At 58.6% G+C, this 24058-nt stretch carries 23 protein-coding genes; 7 read left to right on the plus strand and 16 right to left on the minus strand.

The annotated features are described in order from the left end of the window. Positions 1-25: 25 nt before the first annotated feature. The gene (locus ACYVI2_RS25380; RefSeq protein WP_415817637.1) at positions 26-808 is read right to left on the minus strand and encodes a GntR family transcriptional regulator; all 783 of its coding nucleotides are present in this window, start codon (positions 806-808) and stop codon (positions 26-28) included. A 174-nt stretch (positions 809-982) separates the two neighbouring features. Between ACYVI2_RS25380 and ACYVI2_RS25385 the strand changes: the two genes are divergently transcribed. From ACYVI2_RS25385 to ACYVI2_RS25405, 5 genes are all read left to right on the plus strand, one after another. After that, positions 983-1945: a Bug family tripartite tricarboxylate transporter substrate binding protein gene (locus ACYVI2_RS25385; RefSeq protein WP_415817635.1), complete on the plus strand. Its 963-nt coding sequence runs from the start codon at positions 983-985 to the stop codon at positions 1943-1945. Between the two features lie 73 nt (positions 1946-2018). Beyond that, positions 2019-3185: an enolase C-terminal domain-like protein gene (locus tag ACYVI2_RS25390; RefSeq protein ID WP_415817633.1), complete on the plus strand. Its 1167-nt coding sequence runs from the start codon at positions 2019-2021 to the stop codon at positions 3183-3185. Between the two features lie 19 nt (positions 3186-3204). Then, a complete protein-coding gene (locus ACYVI2_RS25395) occupies positions 3205-4047 on the plus strand; it encodes a fumarate hydratase (RefSeq protein WP_415817631.1) in 843 nt (280 codons plus the stop codon). Positions 4048-4056: 9 nt separating this feature from the next. Then, positions 4057-4623, plus strand: coding sequence for a FumA C-terminus/TtdB family hydratase beta subunit (locus ACYVI2_RS25400; RefSeq protein ID WP_415817628.1), 567 nt, complete (start codon positions 4057-4059; stop codon positions 4621-4623). A gap of 106 nt (positions 4624-4729) precedes the next feature. Then, positions 4730-5545, plus strand: a complete 816-nt coding sequence (locus ACYVI2_RS25405) for an aspartate dehydrogenase (protein ID WP_415817626.1) — start codon at positions 4730-4732, stop codon at positions 5543-5545. A 63-nt stretch (positions 5546-5608) separates the two neighbouring features. Here the strand turns inward: ACYVI2_RS25405 and ACYVI2_RS25410 are convergent, their stop codons facing one another. Genes ACYVI2_RS25410 through ACYVI2_RS25445 form a run of 8 tightly spaced genes read right to left on the minus strand, consistent with a single transcriptional unit; the run spans position 5609 to position 13364 of the window. Then, entirely contained in the window at positions 5609-6619 is a 1011-nt protein-coding gene (locus ACYVI2_RS25410; RefSeq protein ID WP_415817624.1) for an ABC transporter ATP-binding protein, read from the minus strand. After that, on the minus strand, positions 6616-7611 hold the full coding sequence (locus ACYVI2_RS25415; protein WP_415817622.1) for an ABC transporter ATP-binding protein: 996 nt from the start codon (positions 7609-7611) through the stop codon (positions 6616-6618). Before ACYVI2_RS25415 ends, ACYVI2_RS25410 begins: the two co-directional genes overlap by 4 nt. Next, positions 7608-8480: an ABC transporter permease gene (locus tag ACYVI2_RS25420; RefSeq protein ID WP_415817620.1), complete on the minus strand. Its 873-nt coding sequence runs from the start codon at positions 8478-8480 to the stop codon at positions 7608-7610. The genes ACYVI2_RS25415 and ACYVI2_RS25420 overlap by 4 nt, the downstream gene beginning before the upstream one ends. Beyond that, on the minus strand, positions 8477-9418 hold the full coding sequence (locus ACYVI2_RS25425; RefSeq protein ID WP_415817618.1) for an ABC transporter permease: 942 nt from the start codon (positions 9416-9418) through the stop codon (positions 8477-8479). Before ACYVI2_RS25425 ends, ACYVI2_RS25420 begins: the two co-directional genes overlap by 4 nt. Further along, entirely contained in the window at positions 9415-10554 is a 1140-nt protein-coding gene (locus ACYVI2_RS25430; protein WP_415817616.1) for an NAD(P)/FAD-dependent oxidoreductase, read from the minus strand. Before ACYVI2_RS25430 ends, ACYVI2_RS25425 begins: the two co-directional genes overlap by 4 nt. Then, positions 10551-11951, minus strand: a complete 1401-nt coding sequence (locus ACYVI2_RS25435) for an FAD-dependent oxidoreductase (protein WP_415817614.1) — start codon at positions 11949-11951, stop codon at positions 10551-10553. The genes ACYVI2_RS25430 and ACYVI2_RS25435 overlap by 4 nt, the downstream gene beginning before the upstream one ends. Beyond that, the gene (locus ACYVI2_RS25440) at positions 11948-12244 is read right to left on the minus strand and encodes a (2Fe-2S)-binding protein (RefSeq protein ID WP_415817764.1); all 297 of its coding nucleotides are present in this window, start codon (positions 12242-12244) and stop codon (positions 11948-11950) included. The genes ACYVI2_RS25435 and ACYVI2_RS25440 overlap by 4 nt, the downstream gene beginning before the upstream one ends. After that, positions 12225-13364: an NAD(P)/FAD-dependent oxidoreductase gene (locus ACYVI2_RS25445; RefSeq protein WP_415817612.1), complete on the minus strand. Its 1140-nt coding sequence runs from the start codon at positions 13362-13364 to the stop codon at positions 12225-12227. The genes ACYVI2_RS25440 and ACYVI2_RS25445 overlap by 20 nt, the downstream gene beginning before the upstream one ends. Before the next feature lie 184 nt (positions 13365-13548). Between ACYVI2_RS25445 and ACYVI2_RS25450 the strand changes: the two genes are divergently transcribed. Continuing rightward, the gene (locus ACYVI2_RS25450; RefSeq protein WP_094822782.1) at positions 13549-14463 is read left to right on the plus strand and encodes a LysR family transcriptional regulator; all 915 of its coding nucleotides are present in this window, start codon (positions 13549-13551) and stop codon (positions 14461-14463) included. Between the two features lie 29 nt (positions 14464-14492). On the opposite strand, the gene ACYVI2_RS25455 is transcribed toward ACYVI2_RS25450, so the two are convergent. From ACYVI2_RS25455 to ACYVI2_RS25465, 3 genes are all read right to left on the minus strand, one after another. After that, positions 14493-16055, minus strand: coding sequence for an ABC transporter substrate-binding protein (locus ACYVI2_RS25455; RefSeq protein ID WP_415817610.1), 1563 nt, complete (start codon positions 16053-16055; stop codon positions 14493-14495). A gap of 270 nt (positions 16056-16325) precedes the next feature. Continuing rightward, entirely contained in the window at positions 16326-17324 is a 999-nt protein-coding gene (locus ACYVI2_RS25460; RefSeq protein WP_415817608.1) for a Bug family tripartite tricarboxylate transporter substrate binding protein, read from the minus strand. 117 nt (positions 17325-17441) lie between these two features. Further along, a complete protein-coding gene (locus tag ACYVI2_RS25465) occupies positions 17442-18686 on the minus strand; it encodes an alpha-hydroxy acid oxidase (RefSeq protein WP_415817606.1) in 1245 nt (414 codons plus the stop codon). A 244-nt stretch (positions 18687-18930) separates the two neighbouring features. On the opposite strand from ACYVI2_RS25465, the gene ACYVI2_RS25470 reads away from it, so the two are divergent. After that, positions 18931-20604 carry a thiamine pyrophosphate-binding protein gene (locus ACYVI2_RS25470; RefSeq protein WP_415817604.1) on the plus strand — a complete coding sequence of 558 codons (1674 nt, stop codon included), beginning with the start codon at positions 18931-18933 and terminating at the stop codon, positions 20602-20604. Here the strand turns inward: ACYVI2_RS25470 and ACYVI2_RS25475 are convergent. From ACYVI2_RS25475 to ACYVI2_RS25490, 4 genes are all read right to left on the minus strand, one after another. Then, the gene (locus tag ACYVI2_RS25475) at positions 20576-21523 is read right to left on the minus strand and encodes a LysR family transcriptional regulator (protein ID WP_415817602.1); all 948 of its coding nucleotides are present in this window, start codon (positions 21521-21523) and stop codon (positions 20576-20578) included. The two genes, ACYVI2_RS25470 and ACYVI2_RS25475, sit on opposite strands and share 29 nt — an antisense overlap. A gap of 92 nt (positions 21524-21615) precedes the next feature. Next, positions 21616-22239, minus strand: a complete 624-nt coding sequence (locus ACYVI2_RS25480) for a cysteine dioxygenase family protein (protein WP_415817600.1) — start codon at positions 22237-22239, stop codon at positions 21616-21618. Between the two features lie 4 nt (positions 22240-22243). Continuing rightward, positions 22244-23023 carry a 3-oxoacyl-ACP reductase gene (locus tag ACYVI2_RS25485; RefSeq protein ID WP_415817598.1) on the minus strand — a complete coding sequence of 260 codons (780 nt, stop codon included), beginning with the start codon at positions 23021-23023 and terminating at the stop codon, positions 22244-22246. Between the two features lies 1 nt (position 23024). After that, entirely contained in the window at positions 23025-24041 is a 1017-nt protein-coding gene (locus tag ACYVI2_RS25490) for an ABC transporter substrate-binding protein (protein WP_415817596.1), read from the minus strand. Positions 24042-24058 lie beyond the last annotated feature (17 nt).

The following is a 24058-nucleotide window of genomic DNA, read 5'->3' on the forward strand; positions in this document are numbered from 1 at the left end:
GTGGGTATTACACAATTCTATCGATCTACAACTCCGTTGCCACCGTTCTATGCATCCAGAACGTGAATTTGAATTTATCTGCAGGATATGTACTGACAGTGATCAAGAATTTTTGCTTGGCCTGATCCAGATACTGGCGCGTAATTTCCAATCCTGGAGTATGCGCCTCTGCTTGCAAATGCGGCGCCATTTCCTCTGAAATCGAAGTCGCTCCGATCTGCTGCTTTAGATCCTGGACCGCACGGCCGGAGTGCTTTTCGATCAGGTTGCAAATCAAACCTGTCCCGTCTTGGATCAAGTGCACGATGTCGTGGCCTTCTTTGGGATCCAGATACGCATCGGTCCAGCAAATCGGCACCTTGGGCTCGTTCTTTTCTGAACGCAGCATCTGCACTTTGAGCCAATGCTGACCCGGTTTGCATTCCAAAGCGGCCGCTAGATGTTCATCGGCGACAATGTCGGCAATACCCAGGATATGCCGCTCCGTATAGCTGGCGTAGTTCACCAGATCCTCGATGCTATGCAGGGATTTGGTATAGCTATTGCTGGTCTCTGTGGATTGCACCACCGTGCCCGCGCGCCGTTTGCGAGAGATCAGGCCCAACCCTTCGACAATATTCAACGCCGACCGCACGGTCGTGCGGCTGACCTGGAACTGCTCACCCAACTCGACTTCACTGGGCAGGCGGTCGCCCACCACGTATTTACCGTCGGTAATCTGCTTTACCAGCAGGTTTGCAAGCTCGGTGTAGCGGACTTCCATAGTGTTCTGAGAATAGGTGCGGCGTGTTGCAACAGGGTCGGCCATAGGCCGGCGCACAGGACCGATCCAGGGGCAGCCCATTGTACAGATCCAGTCCTATGCCCCTCCCCCTGGCGGCGAGGCCTTCCGGCATGCATTGACCATTCCAAAAAATTTTGCCTACAATTAGTACGTACTATTAATTAGTACCTACTAATAATCCTAAATCGAGGAGACATCGTGTTCAAGAAAATCCTGTCGGTCGCGCTGAGCGCCTGTGCCCTGCATGCCAGTCCTGCCCTGGCGGCCTACCCGGACAAGCCCGTCACCATCGTCGTTCCGTTCCCCGGCGGGCAGACTGGCGACATCATCGCCAGGACGATCGGCGAGCAATTGGCCAAGAAACTGGGTCAACCCTTTATCGTCGAGAACCGCCCAGGCGCCGGGGGAACGTTAGGTACCGGCTATGCCGCCCGCGCCAACCCGGACGGCTACACCCTGCTCTTGACCAGTACCGGCCCATTTGCGATTGCGCCGTCGCTGTATTCCAAGCTGGCCTATCAGCCCCTGCAGGATTTCGAGGCGGTGGCCGACATCGCTGCCACGCCGCAAATCCTGGCCACCTATGAAGCCTCGGACATCAAGTCGATCAAAGACCTGATCGCCCGGGCCAAGAAAGAAGACCTGTCGTTCGCCTCTGCAGGCAATGGCTCTACCCAACACCTGACGATGGAAGTCTTCAACAAGGAGACTGGCCTCAAGATGACGCACATCCCATTCAAGGGCAGTGCAGAGGCGCAAACCCAGGTCATCAGCGGCCTGATCCCGGTGACGTCGGACTCGCTGCCCGCCATCCTGCCCCAAATCAAGGCAAACAAACTAAGGGCTCTGGCTGTCGTGGATACAGAGCGTAGCGCCTTTTTGCCTGACGTTCCGACCTTGAATGAACAGGGATATCAGACAGTCAGCACCCTGGCTTTTTTTGGGTTGATGGCGCCAAAAGGCACGCCCCAGCCGATCGTGGATCAGTTGAACACCACGGTCAATCAGATTCTGCAGACGCCCGAGGTTCAAGCCAGATTCCAGGCCTTGGCACTCACACCAGCCAAGCTGAAAACGGCGCCTGAATTTGCGGCGTATCTGACCTCCGAAGTCGAGAAATACAAAAAAATCGTGGACGACGCGGACGCCAAAATTGACTGACGCCGGCTCGACCATACCGGCCCGACATCACGCGCGGCTGCCGCCGCGCTCTTGATTCCCAATGGAGTCTGCATTGAAAATCACGCGTATCATCGAAGCTCCCATCGCGCTACGCAGCAATATTTCCAACGCGTACGTGAACTTCTCGCAACATACTGTCTCTTTGCTCGCCGTCGTCACAGACCAGATCCTCAACGGCAAGCCGCTAGTCGGACTGTCGTTCAACTCTATCGGCCGCTACGCGCAAAGCGACATCATCAATAAACGCATGGCCCCTCGGTTGCTGCAGGTCTCTCCGGATGCTCTGCTGACTGAATGCGGGTCGCGAATCAGCCCTGAAAAAGTGCTGGCCTGCGCTTTGAAAAACGAAAAACCCGGCGGACACGGTGATCGGGCCATGGCCGCCAGCGCCCTGGAAATGGCCATCTGGGATCTGAACGCCAAACTACATGACGAACCTGTCAGCGTCACCATCGCCCGTCATTTCGACAGGCCTGGGCGGGACGAGCAGGTAGCGGTCTACGCGGCAGGCGGCTACTACTATGACGGCGAAGCCAGTACAAAACTCATCGATGAGCTGAAGCATTATCAACAAATGGGCTTCACTCGCTACAAAATAAAAATCGGCGGTGCAGATCTGGCATCCGATCTGAAGCGTATTGATGCCGCACTCACCGTGGCAGGTACAGCGTCCAATCTGGCCGTCGACGCCAATGGACGATTCGACCTGCAAACAGCGCTCGAATATGGGCGAGCCCTCGAACCCTATGGACTGATGTGGTTCGAAGAGGCGGGGGACCCCTTGGATCTGGAGCTCAATGCGGCGCTGTCCGAGGCGTATGGCGGCGCGCTGGCGACAGGCGAAAACCTGTTCTCCCATCAAGACGTCAAGAATCTGGCGTTGTTTGGCGGGTGCCGGCCCGGCAAAGATGTTTTCCAGATGGATCCAGGCTTGAGCTACGGCATGACCGAATACAACCGCATGCTTGACGTGTTGGAAAGCCGTGGATTCAACCGGCGCCAGTGCTACCCGCACAGTGGCCAATTGATGGGCCTGCATGCCGTATCCGGATTTGGCTTGGGCGGCTCGGAAGCCTATCCGGGCATTTTCCAACCCCTCGGCGGCTTTTGCGACGACAGCCGTTTTGCCGACGGATTCGTTCGTGTTCCAGATCATCCAGGATTTGGATTTGAGTACAAAAACGCGCTGCTGCAAGCGTTCCAGCAGCTGCTGGCCTGATAATTCATAGAGACTGCTCATGCGACAACTAGACACTGACCTGATCACGCAATGCATAGCCGACTTGTGCGTTGACGCGACACACAACCTGCCTGACGATGTTGTACAAGGCTTTCACCGCGCAGCACAGAACGAAATCTCGCCTCTAGGGAAATCGGTGCTGCTCAAGCTCATCGAAAACGACAAAATTGCGCGCGATAACCAGGTCCCCTATTGCCATGATACGGGCTTGACGATTGTGTACGTGGAAATTGGCCAGGAGGTCTACCTGACGGGCGCCCCTTATCAAGAGGCAGTACATGAGGGCGTTCGCCAGGGCTATGCCAAGGGCTACATGCGCAAATCAGTCGTGGGCGATCCCTTGCTGCGCGTGAACACCAATGACAATACGCCCGCCGTGATACACACGGAAATCGTGCCGGGCTCCCAAGTCCGCATCACCGTCCTGCCCAAAGGCGGCGGCAGCGAAAACTGGAGCACGATGAAATTCCTATTGCCAGGCGAAGGCGCCGCGGGAGTAAAACGCTTTGTTCTGGATGCCATCAACGCTGCCGGAGGCAGCGCCTGTCCGCCGCTGACCGTGGGGGTCGGCCTGGGAGGCAGCTTCGACAAAGTCACCGAGATCGCGAAAAAAGCCATTCTGCGCGACATCGGCGAGCATCATCCTGACGCCCACGTCGCTCAACTGGAACGCGAACTCCTGGAAGACATCAATAAAACCGGCATAGGACCACAAGGCTACGGAGGATCCAGCACCGCTTTATGGGTGGCTGTAGAAACCTACGCCTGCCACATCACCGCGCTGCCCGTCGCAGTCAATATTCAATGCCATGCATCGCGCCGCAAAACCGCCGTCATCTAGGGGAAAAGCATGACCACATATCGATTGACCACGCCGTTGACGGATGATGCCATCAAGCAATTGACCATCGGCGATGAAGTGTTGCTCAGCGGCGTCATCTACATGGCACGCGATGCGGCACACAAACGCCTGATCGATCTGCTGCGCGAGAATAAGCCCTTGCCCGTGGATCTGCGCGGACAAACGGTGTTCTATGGCGGCCCAGGCCCGACAAAGCCGGGCCATGTCATTGGTGTGGTAGCACCTACGTCTGCTTACCGTATGGATCCCTATGCCACGGTGCTCTTCGATTACGGCGTCAAAGCGGCGATCGGAAAAGGCAATCGGGGTACCGACATACGGCAATCCTGTCAGGATAATTGCGCCGTAGGTTTCTCCGCTATCGGGGGAATATCGGCCACGCTGTTTGCGTGCATCAAAAGCGCAACCATCGTCGCCTATGAAGACCTGAAAACAGAAGCCATCCAACGGCTGGAAGTCGAAAACTTTCCACTCTTGGTCACGAATGACGCGCACGGCCGGGACCTTTACGAAGAAGAAGTCCAAAAGTACCGTTCTCAACTGAGCACAACTTAATAGACATCCTGTGGTGCACGCTCGGGGGGTAGGCCAGGGAAACGGGAAACGGGAAACGTCACAGTTCGGCCTATACTTTCTCGCATCAAGCCACAAGGAACCCAAAATGAGTGCTGTACCCTCTACCCTGCGTGTTGGCATCGCCGGTTTTGGATCGATAGGCAAATCGATCGCGAAAAAGATCGATGCCGGCATACCCGGACTGCAACTGACCGCCCTCGGTGTTCGTGATGTCGACAAAGCGCGCAGCGCATACACCTTTGCCACACCGCCTGTTTACACCGACATAGATCATCTGGTGGAGCATTGCGACGTGGTGATCGAGTGCGCGCCGGCTGCGCTGTTGCCTCGCATCGCCGAGCCGGTACTCAAGGCAGGGAAAAAGCTGCTGGTACTGAGTTCCGGGGCGCTGCTGTTGAACGAGCAGCTTATCGAGGTCGCGCGCAAACACGGCGGGCAGATTATCGTAGCCACCGGGGCGCTGCTCGGCCTGGACGCCGTGACCGCTGCAGCGGAAGGCAAGATCAACGAGGTACGAATGGTCAGCCGCAAACCTCCGATAGGGTTTGCCGGGGCGCCGTACGTCGTTCAGAACAATATCGATCTGGACGCGATCAAGGAGCCCACGCGCATTTACACCGGCACGGCACGCGAAGCCGCGACGGGTTTTCCCGCCAACCTGAACGTCGCTGTGTCCCTATCGCTCGCTGGCGTAGGGCCGGATCGCACGATCCTCGAGATCTGGGCCGATCCGACGATATCCCGCAATATCCACCGTATCGAAGTGGACTCGGATGACGCCAAGCTGAGCATGGAAATCCAGAACGTGCCCAGCGAAAATCCAAAAACCGGCCGGATTACGGCATTGTCTGCCATAGCCGCGCTGCGCAAGCTCGTGGCGCCATTACGTATCGGCACCTGACGTACCCGCGCACTCGCACGGCGACGCTGTGCGAGTACAGGAAATCATCATGCGATGTCACCATCATTGCGTGATGACTTCCGGGGCCCGCGCCACACCTTCTGCAGCCAAAGGATAGAAGCAGGCAACCACTCTATCCTTGCGTGTTTCACAGGTCAGCAGCGGAATATGCCGATGACAGTTATCCTGCGCACGCGAGCATCGAGGATGAAACGTGCACCCTGAGGGCAGATTGGTCGGCGCGGGAATTTCCCCTACGATCCGGGACAACGCAATGCGTGCACCGGGGTCCGGTACCGGCGACGAGTCCCGCAAGATACGGCTATAGGGATGCAGCGGCGCATCCAACACCTGCTGTGTCGGCCCCTGTTCGATGATCCGGCCCAAATACATCACGCAAACCGTATCGCAAAAATGCCGTATTACGCCCAGATCATGGGACACAAACACGAAAGACAATCCACGCTCGCGCTTTAACCGATCCAGCAATTGCAGAATCTGCGCCTGCACCGAAACATCCAGCGCCGATACCGGCTCATCCGCCACAATCAGTTCCGGGTCCAGCACCAGCGCCCGCGCGATACCGATACGTTGACGCTGGCCTCCCGAAAACTCGTGCGGATAGCGGTCCAATGCGCTCAAGGGCAAACCCACTTCCTGAATCGTGCTTTGAACCTTTTCCTCGATCTCGCGTGCAGAGCCAAAACCGTGCACGACCAAGGGCTCGGACAAGGTCTGACGCACGGTACGTCGCGGATTCAACGAGGCGTAGGGATCCTGGAACACGATTTGAATACGTTGACGCAGGGCCCGCATCTGCGATGCGCTGGCCTGCCTCAGATCTTGCCCATCGAATACGATGCTGCCCTCGTCGGGCTCGACCAGACGCAGCAGCGTGCGGGCCACCGTCGATTTTCCGCAGCCGGACTCTCCGACCAGGCCCAGCGACTGTCCCCGCGCCACGCTGAACGACACATCGTTCACCGCACGCACGATGGTTTTTTTCCCGCCGAGAAAGCCGCCGCCGCTCTCAAAACGCTTGACCAGGTTACGGACTTGCAGAATGTCAGTCATATGGGCCTCTTGTTCGATTCGACGCGCACGACGCAACGGACCTGATGATCCTGGCTGATAGGCTCCAGCGTGGGCGCTTGCGCCTCACAACGCGCCTCCCTCAACGGACAACGAGAGGCATAGGCACAACCGCGCGGCATGGCAGTGATCGCCGGTACGCTGCCTGGGATGGGCTCCAGTACAGCAGTATCCAGGTCCACGCGAGGCATCGCCCGCAACAAGGCCTCGGTATACGGATGCGTCGGACGCGCAAACAAGGTATTCACATCCGCAGTCTCCACTACCTCGCCGGCATACATCACGGCGACGCGATCCGCGATCTGTGCCACCACGCCCAGATTGTGCGTGATAAAGACAACGGCCATGCCGTGCGCCTCTTTCAACTCTGACAACAGACTCAAAATCTGAGCCTGTATGGTGACGTCCAGCGCCGTGGTTGGCTCATCAGCCAACAACACCTTGGGCTTACAGGCCAGCGCCATGGCAATCATCACACGTTGACGCATGCCACCGGAGAACTGATGGGGATAGTCGTCAAACCGGCTCGCTGCGGCAGGTATTTTGACCTCTTCCAGGGCTTCCAGCGCGAGCGCTCTCGCCTCGCGCCATGACAAATGGCGGTGTTGGCGAATCGCTTCGGCAATCTGGTCACCCACCGTCATCGTCGGGTTCAGCGAGGTCATCGGCTCTTGGAAGATCATGGCGATCGCATCGCCACGCAACGCCGCCATCTGCTTTTCCGGCATCGACGTCAGATCACGGCCCTCTAGCAGTATCTGGCCGCCACCATGACGTGCCCCTGCCTGTGGCAGCAGGCGCAGCACGGATAACGCGGTCACGCTTTTTCCGCTACCCGACTCCCCCACCACAGCCAGCGTTTCGTTTTTCCGTACCGCCAGAGACACATCCCGCACAGCGGCATGCCAGGCGCCACCCACGCGAAACTCGGTGCGCAGGTTGCGCAGCTCCAGGACAGCATCTTGTGTGCTCATGACCGCTCCGATCGCAGTTTGGGGTCAATGGCGTCGCGCAAGGCATCGCCCAACAGGTTCAGTGCCAGCACAGTCACCAGAATCGCAATACTGGGGAATACGGTCAGCCACCAGGCGTCCAGGATGTTTTCAAAACCCTCGCGAATCATGCTGCCCCAGGTCGCTGCAGGTGGCGGCACACCCAGACCGATAAAGCTCAGCGACGCTTCCGTGCGTATAGCAGAAGCCATCCACAATGATCCTAACACCACCACATCCGAAATCATGTTGGGCAGAATATGCACACCCATCAAGCGGAATGGGCCATAGCCCAATGCGCGGCCGGCCTCCACAAAATCACGCTGCTTTAAAGCAATCGTGGGCGCGCGAGCTACCCGCACAAAAGGCGCAATCTCGGTGATCGCAATCGCGATGATCAGGTTTTCCAGACTCGCGCCCAGCATGGCCGCCACCATCAGGCCCAACAGCAAGGTCGGAAAAGACAGCAGGACATCCACCAACCCCATGATGAATTGGTCGACCACACCACCGACATAGCCTGCCAGAATCCCCAGCGCTGACCCGATACACATGGCGATCAGAATCGCCACGAACCCTACCAATAATGAAACCCTAGCTCCATAAATCAAGCGCGATAACACATCACGGCCATAGCTATCGGTCCCCAGCCAGAACTCGGCGGACGGCGGCTCCAGGCGATAAGCGATGTTTTGCGACAGCGGATCGTGCGGCGCCAGCCATGGCGCAAACACGGCGGCCAGCACGATCAATAACAACAGCCCTATTCCCAGCCAAGAGAGCCGGTTCTTGCACAGGGCTTGCCACAAGGCATTCGGCCTCGCGGCCACAGGTGCGGCGATAGCGCTCATTTGTATTTCACCCTCGGGTCCACTAACCCATACACCAGGTCAGTCAATAGATTCACCACAATCACGCACGATGCAAACACCACCATCAGCCCCTGCAGCAGCGTGTAATCACGCGCGTTCAACGCCCCCAGGATAAGTTTCCCCAGGCCAGGGCGGTTGAACACAATCTCCGTCAATACGGAGTTGCCGATCAATGTGCCGAAATACAACCCCACCACCGTCACGATGGGAATCAATGCATTACGCAGACCGTGTCGCAAAATCAATCGCATGGGCCTGACGCCTTTCGCCTTGGCCGTGCGTACGTAGTCTTCCCCCAGCACTCCCAGCATGGATGAGCGTGTCACGCGCATTACATACGCCGTCATGATCAAACCGAGGTTGAATGCGGGTAATACCAAGTTGTGCAGTTGTGTTTTCCAGTCCCCGGCTACCGAGCTGCCAATGACAGGGAACCAACGCAACTGGATCGCAAACACCAACAACATCAGAATGGCGGATACAAAGGCCGGAAAGGACAGACCCGTCAACGACAGCAGCCGCCCCAGATAGTCCGGCCAGGCATTGCGCCGCAGCGCCGCCCAGATACCGAGTGGCAATCCAAACACCACTCCTATCAGAATCGACGCAAGCGTGAGCTGGATCGTCCACGGCAACACCAGGGAGACCTCCTGCAAGACCGTCCTGCCGCTGGCCATCGACACGCCAAAATTGCCCGACAACATGTCTTTCAGGAAATTCAAATACTGAATATGCGTCGGCAAATCCAGGCCCAAACGCGTACGCAGCGCTTGCAGCGCCTCGGCACTGGCCTGATCGCCCAGCATCACAGCGGCGGGATCGCCAGGCACGAGACGTACCAGAATGAACACCGCCGTCAACATCGCCAGCAGCGTGGGGATAGCCAGCAACAATCGCTTGGCTGCATAGCGCATCATGAGCTTTTCTCCTTGGCGAAGGCCGGCATCAAACGGCGTGCATCCAGGGCCTGGATGGGACGAGACGTCTTCCCAGTCAGTATCAGATCGGCCAGCGTCGCGCCGACGACGGGCACCAGCTCGAACCCGTGGCCAGAGAATCCGAAAGCATGGAACACCCCGGGAGCATTGGGCGAGGGTCCCACTACGGGCAGCATGTCATCCGTCTTGGCCTCCAACCCTGCCCACACTCGCACGATCCGGATATCCCTCACTGAGGGAAAGAGATCGGTGGCCGAACGTGCTCCCTTGGCGAGCACCTGCATACGCGCCGTGGACGTTTCGCGGTCCAGGTCGGGAATGCCTTGCAAGCCGCCGCCTATGACTAATGTCCCTTGATCGGATTGCTTGAACGATAACGAACGCCCCATGATAGCCACCACCGGCTTGATGAATGGGCGCAATCGTTCGCTGACCATCATCATCGATGACTTGGTAGCCAGCGGAATATCGTCACCCGCCATCGCTGCAACCCGTCCCGACCATGCTCCGGCGGCGTTCACAATCGCACCAGCGCTCCATTCGCGGCCGCCATCGGCCGACACGAGCCAACCCTGGCCAGTTTTTTTAAGCGCGTTTACACCACAGTGCTCGACCAAGGTCACGCCTGCATCGACCGCGCTGCGTCGAAATGCCCGCAATGCGCGATGGGGATCTGCCGCGCCATCACGCCGCGTGTAGGATGCCCCGAGGCAATGATGCGACAGCTCCGGCAATAAACGGCGCAATTCCGCTGGGCCTATCATTTCCTCGTGCGTATAGCCATCTGCACGCAAACCATTTACGCGCGCTTCCAGCTTGCTCAATGCACCGGCATTTTCGGCCACGCAGATTTGTCCATTGGGATGGAATCCGCAGTCGTCCCCCACCAGGGACTCCAGCGCATGCCACATGTCCAGAGCCTCCAGTGACAGATCCAACTCGCCTCGATCCCGGTTCAGCGTGCGCACACCAGCCGCCGTGGCGCCAGAGGCATGGCGGCCTACCCAGTGTTTTTCCACCACCAATACGCGCGCGCTACGCCGTGCCAGATGCAGCGCTGCAGACAACCCGTGCAGGCCGCCCCCAATCACAATAACGTCATAGGCCTGAGTCATTCTTTTTCACCATCCAGATCCAAGCTGGCGAGTTCACCCAGTGTCAGAGGTTTCAGTGGCGGACGAATACGATAGAAACCCACCTGCGCCACTGGCCGCTGCTGCTCGGTGGCCAGGATATGCGCGATGGTGTAGCCGCATTGCCGCCCCTGACATGGCCCCATCCCGGCTCGCGTGAATGACTTGATCTGATTAGGTCCCGGTTGCCCCAGTGCTGCTGCGCGACGGATATCGCCTGCAGTCAATTCCTCGCAACGGCAAACAATCGTATCGTCGCTCGGTGCAAAGATGCTTGCTCGCGGCGGATACATAGCGTCCAACATAGGACGCAAGCGTTGCTGGCCTGCCAATTGTTTTCGCAACGGTAGCGCCTGCTCGGCAGCCTGCTGTGCAGTCAACTTTCCCGTCTGCAACGCTATCCCGATTGCCGCAAGTTCGCCGCGGGTGCAGGCGGCGTTGGCCCCCGCAATACCGGCGCCATCGCCTGCGAGATATACGCCGCGCAGCGAAGTTTGCCCCCACTCATCGACATCGGGCACCAGGCATGCCTGCTGATCACTCCAATGATGCGCACAGTCGAGCGCGCGCGTCATATGGATGGACGGCACCACACCCTCATGGACCAAGACGACCTTCGCAGGGACTCGTTGCGTAGCTCCGCCATTCACGGTGTACTCGAGCGTTTCCAGCTTGCCGTCACCCAGTGCACGAAACGACTGCACGTTTCGGATCCGTTTGACACCCGCCTGTTTCAACTCACGCAGCCAGCTTAAACCCTTGCGGATTTCACCAAAGCGTTGCAACACGTCGCCCAGATAAGGCATGGCACGCCGCCAACCACCGGCAGGCGAAGTATCCAGCCACCCTGCAACACGGCCGCCTGCGCGCACCAACTGCGCCATGTACAACAATGGCAAGGGGCCGCTGCCAACCACCCAGATGGGATCGGCAGGAACTTGCTGCGAGGTTTTCAACAGGATCTGCGCAGCCCCCACTGTCAGCACGCCGGGTAAGGTCCAGCCCGGAAATGGCGCGGGCCGTTCCTGTGCTCCTGTGGCCAGCAACACCTGATCGGCACGTATGACTTCGGCCTGCCCGCCCCGGCTCTTGTAGACATGCCAGCCCGGCTCGATCTGCCAGACCTGCGTCTGAGCCTCATAGCCTGCACCAGAGGCACGAAATGCGGCAGCCAGATGCTGCCCAGCCCGGTACTCGTCACCCAGCAACTTTCCTGTCGAGGTCGCAGCCACCGTTTCTACCGCGCGCCAGATCTGTCCTCCCGGTGCAGGCTGCTCATCCACCACCAGCACCGACAGTCCCGCCGCCCGCAAACGTATCGCCGCGCTCATGCCGGCAGGCCCCGCCCCCACAATCAACACATTCACTTCGCGCGTCATGGCAGGACACTCCGTTTTCCGAATTGACGTTGGACGCGCATGCCTTCACGCACTGTCACGAGACAGGTCTGTGTAGACGCCACACCATCCACAATGGCCAGGCAATCGAAGCACACCCCCATCATGCAGTACGGCGCGCGCGGGCTTTCGTTGACCGGCGTCGTACGCGATGCTGCCGTTTGCTGGCGCAGCAATACGGCCGCTACCGTTTCGCCGGGCTCGGCACGGACCGGCACCCCATCTATCGTCAAAGTCAGCGCCTGTGCGCCAGGTTCATGCAGCTTGCGAAACATCGAAGCGCTCATGGTGAAAAATTTCCAAAGAATCCGGCAGCTCGCGTTCGGCCAACGCACGGGCAAAGGGCCCCGCGTGGAACGACGCCAGCGTGACGCCAGAGTGACAAAGCGCGGTCCACGCGCCGGGATACTGGGTGGACTCGGCATAGACCGGTACACCATCGGGAGTCATCACACGCAGGCACGACCAATGACGCACCCATCTCGCATCAGCCAGATCCGGCAACACGCGCAGTGCCTTGCGGCTCATGCGCACGGCAGCATCGGTGGTCGTGCTCAGGTCATAGCCGACCTCTTCCTGGGTCACGCCTATCATTACCGTGCCTTCGCCGGTTTGCCGCAGTCCACTGGCTGGCACGGGCAACAGCGGTGCGACACGCTCGGTCACGAGCAACTGACCACGCTGCGGGCGCAGCGGCACATCCAGCGCCACCATCGGCCCCAACGCCACGGACCCTAAACCAGCAGCCAATACGACATTCGAGGCGCCATACACGGCGGGGTGATCCTCTGTACCCGCATGCACCCGAAACCCACCGCCTTGCTGGGCTTGAATATCCAGAACAGGATGCTGACTGCGCAATGCCCCGCCGCGCGACAGGAATGCTGCCTGTAACGCAGCCAGCAGACGCAGTGGATTCACATGCCCGTCCATCTGGCCAAAACTCGCGCCGGAGACCTCGGCTCCCCACCGCACAGCAGGGAACATGCGCTCGAGTCCGCCACGATCCAGCATGTCGATACAGGACTCTGTCTCGGCGGCTTGTGCCTGCCATTGCCCCATGCGCAGCGCACGCTCATCCCATTGAGCCTGCCCTAGACAAAAATGCAAGCCGCCTCGCCGCTCGTAGTCCAGCTTTATGCCCGTTTCTCGCTCCAGTTCGTCAGCGAACGCGGGCCATAACTGCGCAGCCAAGCGGGATAAACGCTGGTAGTGCGGATTACCGTAGCCTTTTCCCTGCACCCAGACCAGACCGAAATTCGCCTTGGCGGCGCGCAAATCGGTGTCTGCACCGTCCAGCATCAGCACAAGCTTCCCCTGCCCGGCCAGACCTGCGGCAATCGCGGCACCCACCATCCCTGCGCCAGCAACGATGTAGTCGTAGTCCTTAGCCATGGCAGTTCAGACCTCTATTGACAGTACGACGCGCATCTGCGCGACGATAGAACACTGACTTGCCATACATCCCTCGCTGGTGCCATCGCCTATGCTGCGCGGGGCGGTTTGCGCTATAAATCACCCTATAACCAAAACAGGAACGACCACTCGCCAATCGATTAAAAGTTATAGGACCGAGGTCATGCAGCAACCCTTGAATCTGAGACAAGTAGAGGCCTTCAAAGCCATCATCGAACACGGCACTGTCAGTCAGGCAGCGCTGGTGTTGAACGTATCCCAACCCGCCGTCAGCAAATTGCTGGCGCATCTGGAAGCAGATACCGGACTGACCTTGTTCGACCGCGTACGCGGCAAGCTCGCCCCGACGCCGCAAGGCATGCAGCTCTATCACGAGGTCGATCGAGTCTTTGCCGGTCTGCGTCAGGTCGAGCAAGCCGTTGACTCTATCCGTCGCAACGAAGCCCGCAATCTGGTGGTGGGCGTGATGCCGGCGTTGTCTGGATCTTTCATACGCCGTGTCATCGAAAATTTTCTGAAGATTCATCCCGATGTACATGTGTCCGTCCAAAACCGGGCCTCGCTGTTTTTGGCAAACTGGCTGGCCACCCGTCAGATCGATGTAGCGTTGGTCGGCAGCCGCGTGGACAATCCGTATATCGAGCGAGAGACGTTGTTCCAACATCCCCTGGTCTGTGCCATGCATGTCAATCACGCATTGACACGCAAACGCGTGATCCGCCCGCGGGACTTGAGCGGCGAACCTTTTGTGGCCTTTGCGTCGGACAGCCAGACACATGAGCTGGTAGAGGCCGCATTCGAACGCAGCAACGCCACCTTGAATGTGGTGTTGGATGCGAACACGGCACCCACCGCATGCGAATTGGTCGCCGCTGGCTTGGGTGTGTCCTTGATTCATCCGTTATTTGCCGATGGATTGCAAAATCGCCTGGTATTGCGACGCTTTGATCCCGAAATGCAGTTCCATTTCCAGCTCTGTCGCGCACATGCATCGCGCAACGCGAGCTTGACAGATACATTCATCCAGGAAGCCCGGAACGTCGCGTCGCAAGTATCCCGCGAGGTGCTAAAGGGTTAACAAAAGGGCCGGCCAAGGCCCCTCGCCACTCAAGGGGCCGACAACGTGGCCGCCTCTGTGATGGAGGGCTGCAGATTCAGCGCTCCCTTCAGGTCATAGCCGTAGTTCACACCGTCGCCCCGCGCCCATACTTGCTTCAACCCAAAAAGCGGCACGGAGCAGACATCGTCGTGAATCTTGGCTTGCGCGTCTTTCCAGAGGGCGAGCTGCTTTTGTGGATCCGGCTCGATGCGTGCGGCGCGTATGTCCGCATCCCCTACCGCGCAATGTCCAAAATTCGACATCGCAGCAGGAGCCCCGATAGCGGCTGCCGAATCGTAGAATTCGCTCAGGTACACGTCCGCATTAGGGAACCGCGCCGCACCGTAAAACACTAGCGCACTCTGGTCCTTTCGACTCTTGGCCTGATAGGTCGCATGGTCTACGACCTCCATTTCCAGCTTGATCCCCGCCTTGGCCAACTGCGCCTGGATAATCTCCATGATGGGCTGTTGCGCCGAAATATTCGAGACGATCGATTTGATCGCAATACCGTTCGGAAAGCCGGCTTCGGTCAATAGCGCCTTGGCGCGGTCTAGATCATGGGCATACGCGCCCGCGCTGCAGTCTTGGCCCAGATACCCGTTCGGCACAACCGAACAGCCCTTTTCAGCGACGTCCTTGCCTGCATAACGCACAATCTCATCGACATTGATAGCCGCGGCAATCGCCTGACGTACCTTCAGATTATCCAGAGGCTTGATACTGCGATTGATGAACAACGTACGGAATTCGGCCGGCTCGAAAATATCGACCTTCATCCCACGCTTGACGGATCGCTCCACCCAACGCTGTTCCCGCTTGCCCTGCATCACGTCGATTTCGTTCGACGTAAAGGCCAGCTCGCGAGCACTATCCGAAGGAATCATTCGATACGTGATGCCCGCCAGTTTTGGTTTGCCACGGAAATAGGCATCATTGGCGACGAGCTTCACATATTGCTGTGTCACATGCTCGCCAAAGGCGAATGGACCCGTACCTATCGGCGCCTGCCCAAACTTGTCGCCGAGTTTTTCTGCCGCGGCCTTGCTGACGATGTTGCCACCATGATAATCAGACACGCGCCCCAGGAAGGCCGCGTCTGGGTACTTCAATGTGAATTTCACGGTGTAGTCGTCGACGGCTTCGACCTTGTCCAGGATGGCGAAATTCGCCGCGAAACTGGAACGTTTGGGGTCTGCCGCTCTCCCAATCGAGTACACCACGTCAGCGGCCTTCAGCTCTCCGTACCCGCCATGAAACTGCACACCTTTACGCAGATGAAAGGTCCAGACCTTGCTGTCCGGCGAGGACTCCCATTTTTCTGCCAAGTCCGGTTCGAGGGCCTTTGGATCGGCGCTGCCCGGCGGAAAACGAACCAGGCCATCGAACATCTCCGACGCTACGCCCTTATCCGCAGTCGATGTGGCACGATGGGGATCCAGTGTCGCGTTGTCGGCAGCGCCCGAGCTGATACGCAGCGTCGGACGATCTTGAGCGTAAGCCGTAGATTGCAATCCCGCGCCCAAAGCAAGAAGAGCAGCGGCCAGAACAGTAAGTGCAGGACGTTTCATGGTTTCCCTTGGGGCCACGTGACGCACGCGGCGATGGTGGTTGACACATCAGCCGCGAATGGAGCGGCACGGTCGCCACCTTAGGCGCGTGCCACTCACCCCGTCAAAGTCCTTCAACTACACCGCCTATTCTTAAAGGTTATAAGGTGGGCCTGGTGCATACTCGCCCGCCAGGAAGCGATGAACGGGGCTTATGGTTATTACTGATGCCCCGAAATTTTCGAACCTAGGGAAAACACTAGGCGAATGAGACCGCCTACAGGCTCCTCTTTACATCTTGATGTTCGCTTTCTTGGCGACGTCGGCCCATTTCGCTACTTCGGCCTTCTGAAACTTACCGAGCTCCTCTGGACCGGCACCGGACACATCCAACCCGAGTCCTTGGAGCTGTTTCAGCACTTCAGGCTGTTTCAGCGTCTGGCTCATCGCGGCATACAGTTTTTGAATCACATCATCCGGCGTGCCAGCGGGCGCGAAAACGGCCTGCCAGGACAGGACCTCGAAACCGGGCAGACCCAGCTTGTCCAGCGGGGCAACGTCCGGCAGGACGGGCGACGGCGTCGTCGACGTTACACCCAACGCGCGCAACCTACCCGCCTGGATTAGCGGCACCGAAGACGTGATGTTGTCAAAGACCAGGTCGATCTCGCCGCTCACCAGTGCCTGCAAAGACGGGGCGCTGCCCTTGTACGGGACGTGCAGCATGTTCACGCCGGTGACATCCATGAACAACTCCCCGGTCAAATGCTGCGAGCTGCCCACACCAGACGAACCAAAATTCAATTGACTGTCGGGTTTTTTCCCCGCATCGATCAGATCCTGGACCGTCTTGTACGGGCTGTCGGCTCGCACTACCAATACATTGGGCAAGCTCCCTGTCAGGATGACGGGCTTGAACGACGTGACGGGGTCATAACCGATATCGGGATAAATGCTGACATTGATCGCGTGGGAGCTGATCGTACCGCCGACAATGTTGTAGCCGTCAGGCTTGGCGCGCGCGACCTTGGCAGACCCGAGGCTGCCGCCGGTACCACCCATGTTTTCCACAACAAGGGGTTGACCGAGGATTTTCGCTGCCGAAACACTATAAATGCGGCCGATAATGTCGGTCGCGCCGCCTGGCGCAAATGGCACGGTATAAGTGATGGGCCGATCAGGCCACTCTGCCGCCAGTGCAGTAAAGGGCAATCCGACAGCGCCGGCAGCAACGGCAGCAGCGCTGGCTTTCAGCAGCGAACGACGGTGGTGGTCAATGACACGAGACATGGTTATACGCTCCTCAATATTGGATTTTCTAATTCAATGATCCAAGGCCAGTCCAGTCAGCCTGAACCTTGGCGATGATCTGTGGGGATCAGCCTGCCTGCCGGCGATATCCGGCCCCTAGAGAGGCGCCCTGCGCAATAACGTGTGGTCGATCTCATAGGGATGATTGATCCCCAGCAAGGCCATATCACGATCGACTTCAGTGCGCAGAATGTGGATCGCATGCGCCACGCCCGCTTCGCCCGCCACGGTTGCAGCATAGTTGAACGAGCGCCCATTGAAAACACAGCGGGCCCCTAGCGCCAGCGCTTTCAGAACGTCTGTGCCGCGCCGAATACCGCTATCCATCATCACGACGAGGCCCTCGGCCGTCTCGGCGATCTCTGGCAACACGTCCAGCGGCGAGAGCGCGCTGTCCAACTGACGTCCGCCATGATTGGATACGATGATGCCGTCTGCCCCTGCCGAACGCGCGAGCAGGGCATCCTCTTTGCGCATGATCCCCTTGATGACCAGGGGACCTTTCCAGAGCTTGCGGGCAACTTTGACATGTTCCCAGCACAGATGGTCGCGCGCGACGAAATCGCGCTTCACCGATGCTGACAGAATCGGCGCACCGCGCTCGGCACGCCAGTTTTCAAAATGAGGCATGCCATGGCGGGCAAGGGTTCTCAAAAAAGTCCCCGCCAGCCAACGTGGATGGCTGATGCCGTCCCATGCCAAACGCGCACTGGGCCGCAGCGGCGTAGAGAAGCCATTTTTCACATAGCGTTCGGGATTCACTTGAACCGGCAAGTCCACCGTCAGGACCAAGGTGCCAAAACCCGCCGCCTCAATACGCGCCAGCAGCTCGGCGATACGCTTTTCATCTCCCGGCAGATAGGCCTGAAACCAGGTCCCGGGGGCCGCCTCGGCGACGTCTTCCATCCGGATGAGCGAGGCGCCACTCATGACCGCCGGGACGCGATGCTCACGAGCCGTCTTGGCCAGGACGATGTCCCCGCGATAGCTCCACATTGCCGCCAATCCCACGGGGCTGATCCCAAATGGGCTCGCGTATTGCTGGTCGAACAACGTGATGCTTTGCGTCCGCTTTTCCACGCCCTCCAGCACACGCGGAGAAAACGCCCAGCGGTTAAACGCCTGGCGGTTGCGGCCCATCGAGACTTCATCGTCGGCGCCATTGGCTATGTAGCTGTAGAGCTGTCGAGGAAGCTTGTTGCGAGCAAGCGGCTGAAAATCATCCAGGCAGAGCACCTGTTTTAGCACCGCGGGTAACGGCTTGGCAGCGACGGGCTTCGTATTGGCCGCCTCGCTCGTGTCTTGAGGAATCGAGGTTGTGTAGTTCGTAGGAGCGGTCATGTCTCGTTTTTCTGGGAACAATCCCCTTTATGTGCCGCGATCAGGAACATCTTTCGGACCAGCGGCATCGACGATGCTATACGCGCGCGTATGGAACCGCTATGCGGATTCGGCACATCAGGTATGCACGAAACGCAGCGCATAACGCCCCTAAAGCGGGATAACCTGCCGCCATCCATTGCCGCAAGCCCCGGCATCACGCCGATCCGCCCAAGGTGACTGACTTTCTCTACTGACAATCGCCATGAACACTCCAGTACAACAGGCCGGGCGCACCGCTGGCCGCGCCCTCGTTTCCTCGCTCGTCGCTCACGGTGTAGAGCGCGTATTCTGCGTCCCCGGTGAAAGCTACCTGGAAGTCCTGGACGCCCTGAAAGACGTCGAAGGTCAGATCGATCTGATCGTCACCAAACACGAGGGCGCGGCGGCCAACATGGCCGAGGCCGATGGCAAGCTGACGGGCAAACCCGGCATCTGCATGGTGACACGCGGCCCCGGCGCCACGCATGCCAGCATTGGTCTGCATATCGCCCAGCAGGACTCCACACCGATGATCCTGTTCGTGGGCCAGATTGCCCGCAGCCATCGTGGCCGCGAAGCCTTTCAAGAAGTGGACTACCAACAGTTTTTCGGCAGCATCGCCAAGCTCGTCATCGAAATCGACGACCCGCACCGCGTTCCCGAGTTGCTGGCCAAGGCATTCAACGTTGCCGCGTCCGGCCGTCCGGGTCCGGTGGTCGTGTCGTTGCCCGAAGATATGCTGACCGAGCTCACGGCAGCGCCTGATTGCCAGCCGATTCAACTCCAAACGGCCGAGGTGGGCGCGTCTACACGCGAACAAATCGCCTCCGCCTTGCAGACTGCCCAGCGCCCGCTCGTCATCATCGGAGGCAGCAACTGGCCGGCACAAGCCTGCGAGGATCTCCGTACCTTTGCCGAGGCGTGGAACCTGCCTGTAGCCTGCTCGTTCCGCCGCCAAGACCTGCTGGACAACGAGAATAAGCAATACGTTGGCCACATGAGCCTGGGCATGAGCCCGGCGCTAAAAGCCCTGGTGCAAGAATCGGATTTGATCATAGCCGTCGGCACTCGCCTGGGTGATGTGCCCACCGATGGCTATACGCTGCTGGACCTGCCCACGCCGAAACAGAAACTGATTCACTTCCACCCGTCGCCCGATGAGATCGGGCGCGTTTTCCGGCCAGACCTGGCGATTCAGGCTACCTCGGACGCCGCCCTGCGTGCGCTGGTGCAACTGCAAGCCCCGAACCAAGCTCCGTGGAGTCAGCGCACAGCCCAGGCACGTGAAGCCTTTGTCGCATTCACGTCGCGTCGTGAACCAAAACCATCGCTCAATGGCGTAGATCTCACCGAAGTCATGCTGCATCTGAACGAGGTGCTGCCTGAGGACGCCATTTTGACGAATGGAGCAGGCAACTTCTCTGTCTGGCTGCACCGTTATTACCGCTATCGCACGGCCCGAACTGAGTTGGCCTCGACCTGCGGTGCAATGGGATATGGACTGCCTGCTGCAGTCGCGGCCGGGTTGCGCTTCAAGGGTCAACGTCCGGTTGTCTGCGTCGCAGGCGACGGATGCTTCATGATGTACCCGCAGGAAATCGCAACCGCCGTCGAGTTCGGTGCCCCATTGATCGTGTTGCTCGTCAATAACGGCATGTATGGCACCATCCGCATGCACCAGGAACGCGAATATCCGGGACGTGTGTCAGGCACCCGTATTCACGGCTCGGATTACGTGAGCTTGGCGACCTCGCTAGGTGCCTACGCAGAGCGTGTGCAGGACGCGGCCGATTTTCCCCAGGCATTCGAGCGCGCGCAAAAAGCCGGCGGCGTTGCCGTCCTCGAACTGGTCACCGATCCGTTGCAGATCACGCCTGACAAGCGGATCCAGGCGTAGCTTGAACGTTCGGCCATTGACCGGAGCGGACCAGATCCGCGACGGTCTGTTTGATGATTTGTACGACAGTCCAGTAGCTATCGACCTGAGCACGCCCGCGCGGTGTTGCCAACGCGACCGTACGGGTAGCTCTGGGATGGTCGATACGAATGGCCTTCAACGTTCCCGCGGCCAACTCTGCCGTGACCGCTGCCAGGGGCAGAATGGTGTAGCCATGGTTTTGCTGCACCAACCGACGCATCAGATGCGTGGAACCATCACATTCGATAGCGATATTCGGCGGTTCGCCAATATCCTGAGCCAATGCCTCCAGCCACGCTTTCAGCCCATGCGCAGTACTGGGCAGGACCATGGGCAGTTTGAGCAATTCCGCGCCGCTGAACTTGGTGCGCGGGCTGGTCATGGACGATGAACAAATGCAGTACAGATCTTCCCGGAGCAGTTCCTCATAGTCAATGAGCTTGGACTGCGTGGGCTGATACAACAAGGCTACGTCGACCTCGCCGTCCTGCAGCATACTGATGATGTGAGACCCCAGCCCCTCGACAAAGCGGATCGTCGAACGCGGAAACTCGGCTTTCAATGCATGGCCAATCGCCCCAAACGTCGTATTCGCGATCGTCGGCTGTGACGCGATAGTGATCTTGCCCGGCCCGGATGAGGCCAACTCCGCTGCCGTCCTGCGGGCGCGGGAAACCGCGCCGACGACCTCTTCTGCCGCCCGAAACATCGCCTGGCCCTTCTCTGTCAGGATCATCCCTCGCCCCGAACGGTGAAAGAGCCTCATGCCCACGCTGTGCTCCAGACGCGTGATGTGCCGGGTCAGCGTGGATTGCTCGATGCCTAGATCGGAGGCGGCGCGAGACACGCTGCCAGCCTGTGCAACGACATAGAAATACTCAAGCGCGACGAGATCCATCGAAATAACTTAAAAAGCAGAGGGTTATGGGCAATGCCATGTTAATTGACATCCTCCCCAGCCCAAAGTCGAGGCTCCCATACCTCTACCCCTCATTGGCGCTTGAGTTCCTTGGAAACATCCCAAAGATTGGGAAGGCTTGTATTGTGGTAACCGGAAATGAACGGTTTACGCTCGCCCTCTGGCGTGTAGACGGAACGCCTCACTGCGCCGATATTCGCACCATAGACATGAATGCTGATCGACACCTGATCGTCGTAAGCGTTAGAGACCCGATGCACATCACCCACAGAAGGGGAAACGGCCTCTACCTGCCCAGGTTCCAATCTGACAGCTTTCCCCGATTTGTCGACACCCGTTGAAGGGTTCAACACATACGGTTGCGAGTACTCTGCGCCCCTTAACATACCAATCAAGCCCCATACCGTATGGTCATGGATGGGCGTGACCTGCCCAGGCCCCCAGACAAAACTCACGACCGAGAATCGCTGCGCAGAATCCGCGTGCAGCAAATACTGACGATAGTAAACGGGATCGGGCTGTGCATACTCGTCTGGCAACCAATCGTCTCTTGATACGAGCTCGCCCAACAATGCGCCGCCCTCGCGCAGAATCGTCGGCTCGTCACTGTGGCGCGATAGCAGATCCGCGAAGCTGACCACGAACGTGCGTAAAGCGGCGATGTTGGGCGTAGAGGGTAAATGGATCATAGTCATCAGATTACCGCATCACCAAGCCGCCATCCACCAACAGAACCTGCCCCGTCATGAATCCGCTCCAATCCGAGGCCAGGAACAGCACCGGTCCCGCAATATCTTCCGGCCTGGCGATACGCCGCAGCGGCGTTGCCGCGATCAGCGAATCGCGGAATGATTCCTGGGTGCCGCCACTGGAGTCCGTCGGATAAACCAAACCCGGCGCGACACAGTTCACCCGGATGCCAAACGGACCCAATTCAACGGCTAGATTACGGCTGAATGCCTCCAATGAGGCCTTCGCGGTAGTGTAGTCGTGATACGGAATCACAGGGTTCTCGACCAAGTTCGTCGAGATATTGACAATGCAACCCTGGGCCCGTTGTTTGAAATGCGGTAACGCAGCGCGGCAAACATTAAACGCCGCCCCCACAGAGCCTTCAAATTGCGATTGATAATCCTGCCATGTCAGATCGTCGAATACCGTACGGCGTCGCGGATCGAACGCATAGTGACGCAGCGCATTGTTGACCACCACATCGAGTCGGCCTGCCTCCTGCACAATGGCATCGACCATGGCCTGTACCGCTACGGCGGAACCAACGTCTGCCTGTACCGCCCAGGCATCGCCGCCCAACGCTTGGCATTGGGCAACCACGGCCTCAGCCGCCGCGGCGTTACTCAGGTAATTGACGACCACGGTTGCGCCCTCTCGGGCGAAACCACGCGCGATTTCGGCACCGATGCCTCGGCTGGCGCCTGTCACCAACACGACCTTGCCTGTAAATTTCTGGCTGGCGCTCATATCAAGACTCCGGCAACAAGCTGCTATCAACGACATTCGCCACATCAATCGAATGTTGGATCAAACCCAGATCGCGATAAGCGTCGGCCGCCTTTTGCAGCAGCGTCAGGTCAAAGGCACCCAGCGCGCGTTTGACCCCATCCGGGCCGGCAGGCGCCATCGCCGAATCGTTACGTAACCGTATGACTTCCAGGTTGATATCCCGATCCGTACCATCGATCGCCCGTTTGCTCGCCAAGTCGGCGGCTTCTTCTGGCTGCGCGATCATCCAGGCAGCGCTGTCACGGTAGGCCTTCAGGAACGAGCGCAGCAATGCTTGTTTCTGCTGATAGGTTTCTTCACGCACGACAAATAAATCGCTGGACACGTTGATGTGATCACGGACTTGCATCACGTCAACGTCGCCCAAACCGCGCCGCCTGCCGACAAGTAGGCCCGTGTCCGTAGCAGCAGTGGCATCGACCTGGCCCAGCAGTAGCGGCGCAAAGTTCAACACCCCCGTCACCACGATTTCCACATCGGATTCGGTCAAGCCCGCCTGGTGCAGCATCACCAACAGATTTTGCCGCGTACCGCTGGACAGGCTGTAGACGCCGATACGTTTGCCTTTCAGATCCTCTGGACGCGTGATGTTAGCGGACTTGAGCGAGACCACGTTAAAGACATTCTGTGGGTAGATGTCGTAGATAGCCCGTAATTTTTCTCCCTTGTCCAACGCCATGAAAAAGGACCCGGGATCGGTAAATGCCACATCGGCCTGTCCGCTCAGCATATTGCGAATGGCATCACCACCGCCTGTACCCGGCAGATAGACCAGTTCAATACCCTGGGCCTTGAAGAATCCCTTGTCCGGCTCCACCAACAGATTGGTGATTTCTGAGATGGGTTTGCTCCAACCTGCCAACGTGACTTTGCCGGACGCGGCTTCGTCAGCCCGCACAATCGGAGCAAAAATCGATGCGGCAGTCAGACTCGCTGCAGCAGCCAAGAAGACGCGACGAGAGGGTGAACAAAGCATGAAAAAGTCCTGAGAGA

This window comes from Bordetella tumbae, assembly GCF_054780995.1.

Excerpts from the sequence above, each read along its gene's own strand:
- ACYVI2_RS25380 (WP_415817637.1), bottom strand. The coding sequence starts at position 808 with ATGGCCGACCCTGTTGCAACACGCCGCACCTATTCTCAGAACACTATG.
- ACYVI2_RS25395 (WP_415817631.1), top strand. The coding sequence starts at position 3,205 with ATGCGACAACTAGACACTGACCTGATCACGCAATGCATAGCCGACTTG.
- ACYVI2_RS25400 (WP_415817628.1), top strand. The coding sequence starts at position 4,057 with ATGACCACATATCGATTGACCACGCCGTTGACGGATGATGCCATCAAG.
- ACYVI2_RS25405 (WP_415817626.1), top strand. The coding sequence starts at position 4,730 with ATGAGTGCTGTACCCTCTACCCTGCGTGTTGGCATCGCCGGTTTTGGA.
- ACYVI2_RS25410 (WP_415817624.1), bottom strand. The coding sequence starts at position 6,619 with ATGACTGACATTCTGCAAGTCCGTAACCTGGTCAAGCGTTTTGAGAGC.
- ACYVI2_RS25415 (WP_415817622.1), bottom strand. The coding sequence starts at position 7,611 with ATGAGCACACAAGATGCTGTCCTGGAGCTGCGCAACCTGCGCACCGAG.
- ACYVI2_RS25420 (WP_415817620.1), bottom strand. The coding sequence starts at position 8,480 with ATGAGCGCTATCGCCGCACCTGTGGCCGCGAGGCCGAATGCCTTGTGG.
- ACYVI2_RS25425 (WP_415817618.1), bottom strand. The coding sequence starts at position 9,418 with ATGATGCGCTATGCAGCCAAGCGATTGTTGCTGGCTATCCCCACGCTG.
- ACYVI2_RS25430 (WP_415817616.1), bottom strand. The coding sequence starts at position 10,554 with ATGACTCAGGCCTATGACGTTATTGTGATTGGGGGCGGCCTGCACGGG.
- ACYVI2_RS25435 (WP_415817614.1), bottom strand. The coding sequence starts at position 11,951 with ATGACGCGCGAAGTGAATGTGTTGATTGTGGGGGCGGGGCCTGCCGGC.
- ACYVI2_RS25440 (WP_415817764.1), bottom strand. The coding sequence starts at position 12,244 with ATGTTTCGCAAGCTGCATGAACCTGGCGCACAGGCGCTGACTTTGACG.
- ACYVI2_RS25445 (WP_415817612.1), bottom strand. The coding sequence starts at position 13,364 with ATGGCTAAGGACTACGACTACATCGTTGCTGGCGCAGGGATGGTGGGT.
- ACYVI2_RS25450 (WP_094822782.1), top strand. The coding sequence starts at position 13,549 with ATGCAGCAACCCTTGAATCTGAGACAAGTAGAGGCCTTCAAAGCCATC.
- ACYVI2_RS25455 (WP_415817610.1), bottom strand. The coding sequence starts at position 16,055 with ATGAAACGTCCTGCACTTACTGTTCTGGCCGCTGCTCTTCTTGCTTTG.
- ACYVI2_RS25460 (WP_415817608.1), bottom strand. The coding sequence starts at position 17,324 with ATGTCTCGTGTCATTGACCACCACCGTCGTTCGCTGCTGAAAGCCAGC.
- ACYVI2_RS25465 (WP_415817606.1), bottom strand. The coding sequence starts at position 18,686 with ATGACCGCTCCTACGAACTACACAACCTCGATTCCTCAAGACACGAGC.
- ACYVI2_RS25470 (WP_415817604.1), top strand. The coding sequence starts at position 18,931 with ATGAACACTCCAGTACAACAGGCCGGGCGCACCGCTGGCCGCGCCCTC.
- ACYVI2_RS25475 (WP_415817602.1), bottom strand. The coding sequence starts at position 21,523 with ATGGATCTCGTCGCGCTTGAGTATTTCTATGTCGTTGCACAGGCTGGC.
- ACYVI2_RS25480 (WP_415817600.1), bottom strand. The coding sequence starts at position 22,239 with ATGACTATGATCCATTTACCCTCTACGCCCAACATCGCCGCTTTACGC.
- ACYVI2_RS25485 (WP_415817598.1), bottom strand. The coding sequence starts at position 23,023 with ATGAGCGCCAGCCAGAAATTTACAGGCAAGGTCGTGTTGGTGACAGGC.
- ACYVI2_RS25490 (WP_415817596.1), bottom strand. The coding sequence starts at position 24,041 with ATGCTTTGTTCACCCTCTCGTCGCGTCTTCTTGGCTGCTGCAGCGAGT.